This is a genomic window from Phycobacter azelaicus, from assembly GCF_014884385.1.
Taxonomy (GTDB): Bacteria; Pseudomonadota; Alphaproteobacteria; order Rhodobacterales; family Rhodobacteraceae; genus Phycobacter; species Phycobacter azelaicus.
In genome coordinates, this window is the sequence record NZ_WKFH01000003.1 from 3,312,204 (window position 1) to 3,325,647 (window position 13,444).

The following is a 13,444-nucleotide window of genomic DNA, read 5'->3' on the forward strand; positions in this document are numbered from 1 at the left end:
GCCGCCAGCGAGCGACACGGTATGTCGCTTTTTCACTGGATTACTGTTCACATATGTCCAGAATGAGGAAAACACGACACGCCAGGGAGCACAGTCATGAAAACCACAACCCGCGTAGCGGTCATCGGCGGCGGTGTCGTCGGCTGTTCGGTCCTTTACCACCTGACCAAACTGGGCTGGTCAGATGTGATGCTTATCGAGCGTTCCGAGCTGACTTCTGGCTCCACCTGGCATGCTGCGGGCGGGTTTCACACTCTCAACGGCGATACCAACATGGCGGCCCTACAGGGCTACACCATTAAGCTGTATCGCGAGCTGGAAGAGATCACCGGCATGTCCTGCGGACTTCACCACGTGGGCGGTATTACCCTTGCCGACAACCAGGAACGTTTTGACATGCTCAAAGCCGAGCGGGCCAAGCATCGCTTCATGGGGCTTGAGACCGACATCATCGGCCCTGAAGAGGTGAAGAAACTCTCAGAAATCACCAATACAGACGGCATCTTGGGTGCGCTTTACGATCCCTTGGATGGGCATCTTGATCCCTCGGGCACCACCCACGCCTATGCCAAGGCCGCGCGCATGGGCGGGGCGACAATCGAAACACACTGCAAGGTGGTGGAAACAAACCAACGCCCCGATGGCACCTGGGATGTGGTCACCGAAAAGGGCACCATCCACGCCGAGCATGTGGTCAATGCAGGCGGGCTTTGGGCGCGCGAAGTGGGGGCGATGGCAGGTGTCTATTTCCCACTGCACCCGATGGAGCACCAGTATATCGTCACCGACGAAGTCCCTGAAATCGCCGCCATCATCGATGCGGGCGGCGAGCACCCCCACGTGATGGACCCCGCCGGTGAAAGCTATCTGCGCCAAGAAGGGCGCGGCCTTTGCATTGGCTTCTACGAACAGCCCTGCAAACCCTGGGCGGTGGATGGCACGCCCTGGACCTTCGGGCACGAGTTGCTGCCCGATGATTTTGACAAGATCGAGGACAGCATTGCCTTTGCCTATCGCCGTTTCCCGGCGCTGGAGCGCGCAGGGGTGAAATCCGTGATCCATGGCCCCTTCACATTTGCCCCGGATGGCAACCCTCTGGTCGGCCCGGTGCCCGGCATGCGCAACTACTGGTCGGCTTGTGCTGTGATGGCAGGCTTCTCCCAAGGGGGCGGTGTGGGATTGATGCTGGCGCAATGGATGGTTGAGGGCGAATGCGAACGCGACACTTTTGCCATGGACTGCGCTCGCTTTGGCGACTGGATCACGCCGGGCTATACCCGCCCCAAGGTGATCGAGAACTACCAGACGCGCTTCTCCGTCTCCTACCCGAACGAGGAACTGCCCGCCGCGCGCCCCTTCCGCACCACGCCGATGTACGACATCTTCGACGGCATGGGCGCGGTCTGGGGCCAGCAGTATGGCATGGAAGTGGTGAATTACTTCGCAGCAGCAGGTGAGCCGCGCTACGAGACGCCCTCTTTCCGGCGCTCCAACGCCTTTGACGCCACCGCGCGCGAGGTTAAGGCCGTACGAGAGGCCGTCGGCATCAACGAAGTCCATAACTTCGGCAAATACCGTGTCACTGGCAAGAACGCCCGCGCCTGGCTGGACCGGATCATGGCAGGCCGGGTACCGCAGCCGGGGCGCATCAGCCTGACGCCGATGCTATCCCACAAGGGCCGCCTGATTGGCGATTTCACTATCTCCTGCCTCGATGAGGAAACCTATCAGCTGACCGCCTCATACGGCGCACAGGCCTATCACATGCGCTGGTTCCAGCAGAACGCAGAGGATGGCGTCGCGGTCGAGAACATCTCGGACAAGATCAACGGCTTCCAGATCGCCGGCCCCAAGGCGCGCGAGGTGCTGCAAGCCTGCACGCGTCAGGACATTTCTGAAATGAAGTTCCTCGACGTGCGCCGCATGAGCGTTGGCATGGCCAACTGCATCGTGCAACGGGTCAGCTACACCGGCGATCTGGGATATGAGATCTACTGCGATCTGCCCAGCCAGCGCGCCCTGTGGAATGTGCTCTGGGAGGCAGGCCAGCCGCACGGTATGAAACCCTTTGGCATGCGGGCAATGATGTCGCTGCGGCTCGACAAGTTCTTTGGTGCATGGCTGCGGGAATTCTCACCCGATTACACCGCCGCCGAGACGGGCCTTGATCGCTTCATCTCCTTCAAGAAGAATGTCGACTTCATAGGCCGCGCACCGGCCGAAGCAGAGCGTGAAGCAGGCCCTGCCCGCAAGCTCTGTGCCTTTGAGGTCGATGCCGATGATGCCGATGTCACCGCCTATGAGCCGATCTGGCTGGATGGCAAGGTTGTGGGCTTCTGTACCTCAGGTGGCTACTCGCACTATGCCCAAAAATCGATTGCCCAAGGGTTTGTGCCCACCGAAAAGATGGCAGACGGGCTGGAGGTTGAGATTGAGATCCTTGGCAAGATGCACAAGGCGCGGATGATCACCACGCCCTTGTTCGATGCGGATGGTGCCCGGATGCGCGGCTAATCTCGGCGCCTGCGGCGAAAAATCTCTGGCTTTGCAAGCAGCCCTCCCCCAAGATCACGGCAGATGTGCAGTGAATGTGCCATGAAAAGGGGGAGGTCATGTCGGGTCTTGCCATCTTGCTCCTTGCAGCAGGCGCCTCATCCCGCATGGCGGGTCGCGACAAACTCAGCGAAGAGGTCGACGGACAGCCGCTTCTGTCCCTGATGTGCCGCCGTGCGGCGCTGACCGGGCTGCCGGTCTACGTCACCGTGCCAAGCGATGCCCACCCCCGTACCGGCCTGACCGGAACAGCAACAACGGTGCCGGTCCCGGATGCCGCAGAGGGCATGGCCGCCTCGATCCGCAGGGGCATCGCAGCCCTTCCTGCAAATACCGAAGGGGTGATGATCGTACCGGCAGACATGCCAGATCTTGAAACTCAGGATCTGATGCATGTGGCGGCGCATTTTCACGGAGGAGACGGCCCGATCCTGCGGGCCACCTCCGAAAATGGCCAGGCAGGCCACCCGGTGCTGTTTCCAAAACGCAGTTTCGATGACCTTTGCGAGCTTTCGGGGGATCAGGGAGCACGCGCTCTGCTGAAACGCGACAAAGTGCAATACATCGCCCTGCCCGCACGCCATGCCATCACCGATCTCGACACCCCCGAAGCCTGGGCCGCCTGGCGCGCAGCAAATGGCTGAGCCTGCCCGGTTGAGAACGGAATTCGACGTTGCCTATTGGCTACCATTTTAGGGTGCGCGCTATTCCTGGCCTTGACAGGCATGCCGGTATTTCAGCCTGAAGCGATCACTTGTTGGCTGCGCAGCGAACGTCTGTTCAGAGCCGTGATTACTGGATGCTGCACTTTGCACGAATGACAGCTTTGGAGTACCCTAGCAGAACACACCGGACATAGCCCATGGCCCAAACTCAGACCTCACCTCTTGCTCAACCAATGACTTTGCCCTGCGGCGTGACGCTCAAAAACCGCATCGCGAAATCCGCAATGTCTGACTCTCTGGGCGATGGCGCAGGCAATCCTACCGAAGACCAGATCAAGCTCTACAAACGCTGGGCCAAAGGTGGTCTTGGTCTGTCGATTATTGGTGAGGTTCAGGCCACGCCCCACTATGCTGAAAAACCCGGCAACCTCATCATGAGCGATCACTCAGATCGTAATAATCTAATGCACCTTGCACAGGCAGGTGCAGCGGATGGCGCGCAACTTTGGCTGCAACTGGGTCACGCAGGTGCAATGGCCGACGGGCAGATTAGCAGCCCCAAAGGGCCGAGCGCGCTTGACCTTCCAGGCCTAACCTGTGGCGCTCTATCGCTAGAAGAAATAGAAGCATTGCCCATCGACTTTGCCCGCACGGCCGTTCTTGCCAAAGAGCTTGGATTTGGAGGTGTGGAAATTCATGCAGCCCACGGCTTCCTCCTGAACCAGTTTCTTTCCCCGTTGTTCAATAAACGCAATGATGCCTACGGCGGCTCCTTGCAAAACCGCATGCGGCTGTTGCTCGAGATTATCAGCGCGGTACGGGATGCTGTTGGGTCGGCGTTTCCGCTGGGGATCAAACTTAATGCCACCGATCAGCTTGAGGGTGGCTTTGACGAGAACCAAGCCCTTGATGTTATTGCAGCTGTTGACCATTTGGCGGTTGACCTCATTGACATCAGCGGCGGCACATATTTCCCCGGTGTCGCCTCCTCATCGGATCGGGTTGGCCCGGGTCCATATTTCGTGGATTTCGCGGGACGTGCCCGTGAAAAGACAAACCTACCTTTGATGGTAACAGGCGGTATTAAAACGCTCGCACAAGCCGAAAGTGCTGTTGCGGAAGGCAAGACCGATCTGGTTGGATTGGCGCGAGCGTTGGTCGTCGACCCCGAACTCCCATCATATTGGCTGTCAGGTCAGCGTGATACACCACAGTTTCCGCGCTTCAAGAATCCACCCGCAGGCGGAGTGACAGCGTGGTACACGATGCAGATCACTCGGCTGGCAAATTACAAAGAGCCACTCTCTCCCGAAGATTTGGAAAGCGCTATCGAGGCATACGAAAACCGAGACGAAGCGCGGCGGAAGATTTGGAATTCAAGATTTAGGTGACGTTCTTGCACCCGCAGCGAATTCACACTTCGTCCCGCAAAGCTGTCTATCGGCTGCGACTCTGCAAAGAGCACTATCTACGGATAGGGGCGCAGGCTCGTGACGCCGCGAGGGCCACAAACACAGCGACACGCTCCACAAAGACAAAGAGCAGGGCCATCACAGCCCTGCTCTCCATGTGTGCCGATGCTCTTTCACCGCGCGGCTCTTTCCTGTCGTTCCTCCCCAGGCGACAGGGTGACCCAGATCAGTGCACCAACAGCTGGGCTTCGTGTTTCTTGAGCGAGCGGCGCGCCGAGGTATAGGCTTCACGCCCTTCGGCTGTTTTCAGCTCGGGGAACAGTTCAAGCACCTCGTTGCGCTGGTCCGTGTCGAGGCCGCGCAGGGTCAGATCGCCAGGCTGGAAGCTTTCGGTCCAGGCCCCGTCTGACAGCACCACCTCGTGCTGATCGAACATGAAGTGGATGTAGGTGACAGCCGTGGTTTCGACCGCGTCGATGCCCTCAAGTCCGGTCAGATGCTTGGCTGCAACCAGAACCTCGCGATCTTCGAAGTAGAGTGCCGTCTTGTCATTGGCGACCAAGACCCGGTGGTTCGGGCTGACCATCATGTCGCGTTCCGGTAGACCGTTGCCCAAGGCCCCTTTGCGGATAAGGACCGGTTGCAGATGCGCGGCATGTGCCAGGTCTTGATCTGTCAGGCTGCGCGTTCCGATCCAGCGGATTTCCTGAATACCGTTGTCGCGGGTAATGACGCGGTCGCCCGCCTTCAGCTCTTCGACCTTCCGCTCTCCGTTTGGAGTGGCAATCAGGGTGCCCGGCGTGAAACAGGGAATGATCCGCTCGATCTCGCGGTAGGTCATAGTCCCGATGACCGAATCCGAACCGTCAAGCAGATCGATGCTTCCCGAATAGCTGTTGCCATCTGCATCCAGAGTGCGGGACGTGATCACGAAGTTCTGCCCGGTCAGGTCCAGAGTATCGTAATCGTCCCCACCCGAGCCGCCATCAACTGTATCTCCGTCGGTGCCGCCAATAAAGGTATCCCGATCCGCACCGCCGCTGAGCGAGTCCGTGCCATGCCCCCCGGTGATCACATCGTTTCCGGCGCCACCGGCCACGGTGTCGTCGTCGATGCCCGCGTCGATCGTATCGTCGCCATCACCGCCCGAAATCAGGTCGTCATCGTCCTGACCGAAGATCAGATCGTTGCCGGCGCCCCCTTCGATCGTGTCCATACCGTTGGTGATGTCAGGATCAACCGGGCGGCCGTCGGCGCCATCGTCCATGATGTTGAGACCATCCGGGAAAGCCGGGTCGAGGCCCCCATAGAGCGTGTCGTCACCCGCACCACCCAAAAGCACGTCGGCACCTTCGCCCCCGGTGATCACATCATTGTCAGCACCACCATCGACCGTGTCATCGTCGATACCGGCATTAATCACATCATCGCCAGTTCCACCCGAAATAAGATCCGCGTCATCTCCGGTGAAGATGGTGTCATTTCCCGCGCCACCTGCCACGGTGTCCATGTCATCGGTCGGATCCGGATCGGCCGGGATCGGCGGGATGGGCGGCGTTGTACCCGTATATCCCGGAAAGCCACGATCAGGTAGCGGAGTAGGCTCATTGCCGGAGGTATCGATGAAATCGTCGCCTTCGCCGCCGTCGACACTGTCGGAGCCATCGCCACCGATCAGACTGTCATCGCCGCCGTTGCCGAAGATCGCGTCATCTCCGTCACCGCCATCAATGGTGTCATTGCCGGGTACAATCGGCGCGGTCGGGTCGGTGGCGTCAAAATAGACATCCGTGACATCGATCTCGCTGTTGTTGGTTCCGTCCTGACTATGTTCGATCACGATCCTTGAAACAGGACCTGGAATTGTCACCAGCAACGAATGATCTGGATTGTCGTCGCTGACATAGGTTCCCGAAACGGTTACCCCGGCGTTGTCAAATCCCGGCACAGCGTCCGTATCCGACAGGGTAAGAGCAGGGCCGCCCGCCAGGTTTACCACAACAGGGTTCCCTGCAGCGTCATAGGCGGTGATATGGACGTTGCTGTCACCATCGATGTCGTTAACCCGGAAAGACACGTTGCCCACCGAGTCCGAGAATTCAAGCTGGTAAGCGGCGCTGTTTCCATCCCCGTTCATGTCCGATGCCAGACCGCTATTGGCATCAGCAGCGTTCCCACCGGTGTCAATGTTACCAGTGAACTGCGTCACATCACCAAACTCTGTATCCGCATCCGGGGACTGCGACAGCACAGAGAAGTCGACCGTGACTGATCCAGTGTCCTGGCTGAAGCCTCCGCTCAGATCATCGCCGTCATCGACGGCGCTGGCATCATCCGGGTCCGGCGCGAGATCCCACTGGAACACTTCACGGGTGCTGCTGCCCGCTCCGGGCGCATCGGTATCGCCTTCGAAGACGTCATTGCCCGCACCGCCGCTCAGGCTGTCGGCCCCTGCCCCACCATGGATGGTGTCGTCAGAATCACCCGCCAGAACCGTGTCATCTCCTGCTCCGGCACTGACCAGATCAGCATCGGGATCGACAGATGGGTTGATTGCATCGCTGGCGTCGATCCGGTCGCCCTCGGGATCACCGGTGTAGCCGAGATCAATCAGATCGTCCGTGGCGCCACCTTCGACAATGCCGTCAAGCCCGCCAGCGATGACGTCCTCATCCAGCACGGCAACGTAGTCGATCATCCCGTCAAAGGACTGCGTGCCATCCCCGGCGGCGCCGATGGAAAAGCTGTCGTCGCCCGCGCCAACAAGATCGAGGGTCAGGCCCGACACATCGTCACCAGCCGTTGCAACGGTGCCTTGGGTAATATTCTCCACGACCATCGTCTGACCACCATCGGTCCAGCTGTACTTGACGTTCAATACATCGCCAAAGGTGAAGAAACCGGGATCCGTCGACAGCAGCACAGAGGCACCGCCATCTGCATGAACAATCTCAACCGCGCCCGCAGATGTCGTGCGAATTTCGAAAAGCTCCCCATCACTGTCGCCTTCTTCGTCAAGACCGCGGCTCACGACAGTCTGGTGCCCTGCATCCGGAGGGCTGTTGGGGCGGAAGGTCGTGATGACGGTGCCTTCGGTCAGATCGAACGGATCATCCTGACTGCCGTCGACGGTGAACTGGCTGTCGCTGCCATTCCCCATCATCCAACCACCAGAGTAAGTCGTGCTCGGAGAACCGACACCGTCTTGCGCTATGCCGTCACCGAGGCCGGTGTCATCCTGTGTATAACCATCTCTGAAGTCCCAGAGTCCAACCAGATTGGCGGAATATGGGTTGTCAAAATTGTTAGCCATAAGAGTCTCCTCGGCGGCACGTCATCGCACCTAAAACCATGTTTGGCGCCGAACCATCAACCGGGACCGGCGAGACAACGCAGGTGCAGCACATGCCGCAGTGCGGCCCGTTACAAAGAAGAGGGGGAGATCAGCGTTAACGACCGCAGTAATGATCAATACGTGACGCACCAGCGGCACATGGCCGACACGGCGAAAATCATCACGAACCAACATAGGCATGACGACAAATCCGAAACCGAACACTGAGCACTGAGCACCAAACTAAACGTACACTACAAACAATCAGCGCTCGAACCGCGAAGCCCCCCCAAACGGGCAATTTCAAATTACTGCAGCACAAGATACGGGCAAAGGAAAAAGTTTAACGAAATTGTATACTGTCTATTTTGGCCGCCGCAGGTTCGGCCGAAAGCCGTAAATCGGCAAGCAGCGCTCAGTGAGGAACCTTTTTAATTAGTTTCCAAAATCTTAACAGGTTCTTCCCAAATCATGGACCAGTCCTGGCAAGCCTCGTTAGGCGGAAAAAGCCGCGTTTTGGTTAGAACTGTTTCCAATTCGCATTCAATATCGCGAATTCCCGCAAATAGCCACCGCAAAGACCGCGAGTTTCCCGCTCCTTGCCACAACAAGTGATTTCGAGGACAATGCTGCGATTTGACAACCACTGTCACCAAGTTCGAAACTATACTCCCGGGTCGGCACACCGAATCGTCAGAAATTCGCCGCCCTCACAGGGCTTTCGCGTTTCAACCCGTTGGCAAGAGAGGCAACCATCCCTCACTTCTGCCTGTCTTGAACGGCAGCAATGGCCCGGCGAAAAATCAGTCGTCCCCTTCGGCAGCATCCGGGTCGAGATCATGGAGATCAGGCTTTACCGGAGCCGTGGAGGGGCGGCCTGGCTCCGCATCGAACGCAACACCGCCGCCAGAGGCAGTTGGAAGACGATCCAGGTTGCGGATCCATATATCGCGCTGGGCAAACGGAATTTCTATTCCCTCTTCTTGGAAGCGCCGCGCGATCTCGTAGTTCATGTCCGACTTGACCGACAGCACCCAGTTCACATCACGCAGAATTGCCCGGATCTCAAACTCGAGACTGTCGCCACCAAACCCCTGGAATATGACACTCGGCCCTGGGTTCATCAGGACCATGGGATGGGCTTCGGCGATTTCCATCAGGATGGATTCGACCAGTCTCAAATCGGTTCCATATGCAACGCCGACGGGAACGATAACGCGGCCGACCGTATTGTTCCGGGTATAATTGGTGACTGTACCACTGATGAGGTCGGAATTCGGCACGATCACATCGGTGCGATCAAAGGTCTCAATCCGGGTTGAGCGCACGGAGATGTCACGGACATAGCCCATCAAACCGCCAACCTCGATCCAGTCGCCTTTGGAGATTGGGCGCTCGATCAACAAAATGATTCCGGATACAAAATTTGAAACAATGGTTTGAAGGCCGAAACCAATCCCGACCGACAGGGCACCGGCCACAATGGCCAGCGACGACAGATCAAGCCCAGCAAGCGAGATCGCAACGACAGCGGACAGGAAGATCCCCACATAGCCAAGCCCTGACACAATCGCATTCTGTCCGCCCGGATCGATCCGGGTTTTAGGCAGCAGGGAGTTACGAAGGCTGCTTTGCACGATCCGGGTGACCACATAGCCAACGCCAAAGACCACGGCAAAGCTCAGGAAGGCTGCTGGCGAGATGCGCGTATCACCGATCTGGAAACCCGCCAAAAACCGCGACCACAGCTCTGTCAGATCCGCCACACGCGCACCCCAGATCAGGGCCAGCAAAGGCAGCGCCATCAACACCAAAACAAAGCCGATCAGCGCCGCGAACAGTGAGTCTCGGGCAGCCTGCCCTTTGCCGCTGACCAGGCCGTAGATATCGCCTATGAAGCGCTGCAAGACCAGAATGACGCCAAAAAGCGCAATGCTCGAAATTGCAGGGTAAATCAGCGCCTCTGCGGCATTGGTATAACCCACCGCCGCCAGAACAGGGGAAACAACCGCAAGGAATATGCTGCCACGCCGGATGAGGGCCAAGACCCGGCCAAGACCGCTGACGCCGCCGTCATCACCTTCGGTTACACGGTCCTGATGCGGCACCAGAGCGAGCCGCTGCACGCGCAACAGAAGCAGAGCGGCGCCCAAAACAAGTGGAAAACCAAGAACGGCATGGGATTCTCCTGAGAACCGTTCGATCTGTTCCATGCGGATCAACGCATCCTGCAACACCAGCACAATGGCCAGCAGGTCCACCAGCAAGCGAGCTTGCCGCCGACGATTATCCGGCACACCAAGAAGGGCCTCTGCGCCCCCGGGTGGGAAAAGCTGTTCCCCTAGCCAGTGAAATCCCAAAATCATCAAGGCCCAATAGGGCACATAATCGCTCAGAAGCGTGCCGCGCAGCCCAAGCACACCAGACAGATCAATCGCTGTGGTCAGCAGCAAGATTCCGGTGAAAGGCAAGGCAACCTGGAGCAGAGACACAACGAAGGTCCACACGCCGGTTCCCCGCGCCCCAAATTGTCGCAGATAATGGCCGATTGACCGCGCCCAGGGACGCCCCCGAAGCAGCAGCAGTATCGAAAGAGCCGAAAGAACGAGGATGGCCGGCAGGTTGTCACCTATCCGCTCTTGCGTGGTGTCATTGGAGAATTGCGCGGTGCTTTCGTGCCAAATGGCGACACCTGCTTCGGACAGGGCCGCCAAGGCAGTCGGCCAGTGCTGGGGGTTGAGCGGCGACGGTCCCCGCTCTAACAGGCGTTTGGTGCGCCGTTCCCTGACGATTTTATCGATCTCGGAGATCAAACCGGCGGCGCGACTGTAGGATTCTTCTGCCACCACCCGTGGCACACGCAGGGCGCTCAGTTGATCCTGCAGACTGGCCCGCAGCTGCGCGATGTCTTCAGCCTCGGTTTTGCCGTCTTCGGGCGCAGGCCCCAATGCCTGCAACTGGCCTTCCAGTGTGCGGATCCTGTCCGCGTTTTCGGTGCTCGCAGTCAGGAAGGTCTGACGATAGCGCACCAGCTCACTGCGCAGCTGCTCCAGCGCGGCGCTGGAGGCGCGATTGGCGTCAATGACCTGTTCTGCGCGGGAGGCCGTCTTCTGCCATTCTGCCACATAGGCACGCTCTTTTTCAGTGACCTGGGCCAGCGCTGAAACGGCGAGGCCGACAAGCAGCACCAGACCAAGACACCAGACCCGTAGCAGTGAACTCGCGCGTGCCATTCTACTTTAGAGGTCTTCAAACACGCCCGGGATCGAAGCCGGAGCATGTGTCATCCAGTCGGGCACAGGCAGGCTTTTTTCCCGCAGGAAATCCGGATTGAACAACTTGGACTGATAGCGGGTGCCATAGTCGCACAACACGGTCACGATGGTCTTGCCCGGTCCCATCTCCTTGGCCATGCGCACAGCGCCGGCGATGTTGATGGCAGACGAGCCGCCAAGCACCAGCCCTTCGTTGTGCAGAAGGTCAAAGACGTAAGGCAGCGCTTCGTCGTCCGGCACCTGATAGTTGAAATCCGGGGTGAAACCTTCAAGGTTCTTGGTGATACGCACCTGACCGATCCCTTCGGCAATGGAGGAGCCCTCCATCGCGATCTCACCCGTCGTGTAATAGCTGTAAAGCCCCGCACCCATCGGATCGGCCAGACCGATCTTCACGCCCTTGGGCTGAAGCGCCTCGGCAACACCGGCCAGCGTGCCACCCGAGCCCACCGCGCAGATAAACCCATCGACCTTGCCGTCGGTCTGTTCCCAGATTTCGGGACCGGTGGTCTCAACATGGGCCTGACGGTTGGCAACATTGTCGAACTGGTTGGCCCAGATCGCGCCATTGGGCTCGGTCTTTGCCAGTTCCTTGGCCAGACGTTCAGAATAGCGCACGAAGTTGTTGGGGTTACGATAGGGCGCGGCGGGCACCTGCACCAGTTGCGCACCTGCAAGGCGCAGCATGTCCTTTTTCTCTTCGGACTGGGTTTCCGGGATCACAATCACGGTCTTGAAGCCCATCGAAGCGCCCACCAGCGCCAAGCCGATCCCCGTGTTACCGGCCGTGCCTTCCACGATGGTGCCGCCCGGCTTCAGATCACCGCGCGCAATTGCGTCGCGGATGATGTAGAGCGCCGCGCGATCTTTCACGGACTGGCCGGGGTTCATGAACTCCGCCTTGCCGAGGATTTCACAACCGGTTTCCTCGCTGACGCGGTTCAGCCGGATCAGAGGCGTATGGCCGATCGCATCGGCCAGATCACGTGCAATGCGCATGGTATCCCTTTCAGTCGTTCCCCAAAGACTTAGCCAAGCCCATGCCTGATCACAAGGCATGCAACTCCGGCAATTGGCCTATTCACGGCCAAGCGCCCGAAGCCTCTCCCGGTGCCGAGCCAGCCACAGTGCCGCTGTCACCAATGGCATGTCCTGATAGATACGATTGTCCACCCCATCCATCAATTCCCGGAACGAAATGACTTTACTGCGGATATCTTCGTTTTCACTGTCCAGCCCGCCGCCACCCTGAACGTCACGCAGATCCGTCAGCCCCACGAAGATGTGAAGAAATTCCCCGGAAGCCCCGCTGGACGAATAAACCTCCCCCACCGGCTCAAGTCGGGATACGTTCAAACCGGCCTCCTCAGCCGCTTCGCGCAAAGCTGCGTCCTCTGGAGTTTCGCCTGGGTCAATCAAGCCGGCAACCGGCTCCCACATCCAAGGGCGCTTTTCACCAGCGATGAAGGTTGCAGCCCGAAACTGCTCGATCAGAAGCACTTCGTCTCGCAGCGGATCATAGGGCAGAACGATCGCCGCCCGCCCCACAAGAGCCACGCAGCGATTGATCACCGGGCTGAGAGTGCCATCATAGCGGCGGAATTGCAGATCCATTTCCTCCATCGCGAAGAAGTTCATGAAGGCACGTTTATGCCTGTGCACGCGTACATCCAGCGACAAATCATGCTCAGGATCTTCGGGCCTTGCCTGAGCAGCCAACCAGGCCGATGCGCGACGGCGTATCGACGGAAAGACCGTTGCGATTTCCTCCGGGCTCATTCGCCCCCGATAGGCCATCACCTCCGCTGCGGCCCTGACTGACAGATCCCCCCATTCCTCAATCCAGGCCGCAAGATCCCAAGGGCCGTCAGTCGCAAGCGCGCGATCCGGGAAGTAGACCTCAGCCTTGCAGGTTCCACCGGTGCCAAGCGCAACCGAAACCGGTTTCAGCGTGTAGCCAAAGCCCCCTTCGTAGAATTCGAGCGCCTCAAGATCCTCTGTCGAAAGCCCGCGCACAAGACGCCCCGTTATCCGAGCGCCGTCATAGGCAACAATCACAGGAAACGGCTGGCCAGACACCTGCAGAACCTGATGATCGGCAAGCGTGGCGGTTTCGATGTGCAGGTCGTCAGCATCACGCCCCAGCACGCAGGACAGCAGCTCCGGATACTGAAGGGTTCCGTATAAAAATAGGTCAGCCAAGCT

General features: G+C 58.8%; 7 protein-coding genes. 3 read left to right on the plus strand and 4 right to left on the minus strand.

What is annotated here, in order from left to right; translation table 11 throughout:
* The first annotated feature begins 96 nt into the window (after positions 1-96).
* The 3 genes from INS80_RS16980 (at position 97) to INS80_RS16990 (ending at position 4,609) form a co-directional block, all read left to right on the plus strand.
* Positions 97-2,514, plus strand: coding sequence for a GcvT family protein (locus INS80_RS16980; protein ID WP_192966760.1), 2,418 nt, complete (start codon positions 97-99; stop codon positions 2,512-2,514).
* A gap of 98 nt (positions 2,515-2,612) precedes the next feature.
* Positions 2,613-3,197 carry a nucleotidyltransferase family protein gene (locus tag INS80_RS16985; RefSeq protein WP_192966761.1) on the plus strand — a complete coding sequence of 195 codons (585 nt, stop codon included), beginning with the start codon at positions 2,613-2,615 and terminating at the stop codon, positions 3,195-3,197.
* 218 nt (positions 3,198-3,415) lie between these two features.
* Positions 3,416-4,609, plus strand: a complete 1,194-nt coding sequence (locus INS80_RS16990; protein WP_192966762.1) for an oxidoreductase — start codon at positions 3,416-3,418, stop codon at positions 4,607-4,609.
* Between the two features lie 247 nt (positions 4,610-4,856).
* Here INS80_RS16990 and INS80_RS16995 read toward each other — a convergent pair whose 3' ends face one another.
* From INS80_RS16995 to INS80_RS17010, 4 genes are all read right to left on the minus strand, one after another.
* Positions 4,857-7,943, minus strand: coding sequence for a Hint domain-containing protein (locus INS80_RS16995; RefSeq protein WP_192966763.1), 3,087 nt, complete (start codon positions 7,941-7,943; stop codon positions 4,857-4,859).
* 824 nt (positions 7,944-8,767) lie between these two features.
* The gene (locus tag INS80_RS17000) at positions 8,768-11,197 is read right to left on the minus strand and encodes a DUF3772 domain-containing protein (protein ID WP_192966764.1); all 2,430 of its coding nucleotides are present in this window, start codon (positions 11,195-11,197) and stop codon (positions 8,768-8,770) included.
* A 6-nt stretch (positions 11,198-11,203) separates the two neighbouring features.
* The gene (locus tag INS80_RS17005) at positions 11,204-12,238 is read right to left on the minus strand and encodes a cysteine synthase A (RefSeq protein WP_192966765.1); all 1,035 of its coding nucleotides are present in this window, start codon (positions 12,236-12,238) and stop codon (positions 11,204-11,206) included.
* A gap of 78 nt (positions 12,239-12,316) precedes the next feature.
* Positions 12,317-13,441 carry an NUDIX domain-containing protein gene (locus tag INS80_RS17010; RefSeq protein WP_192966766.1) on the minus strand — a complete coding sequence of 375 codons (1,125 nt, stop codon included), beginning with the start codon at positions 13,439-13,441 and terminating at the stop codon, positions 12,317-12,319.
* Between the last annotated feature and the right edge of the window lie 3 nt (positions 13,442-13,444).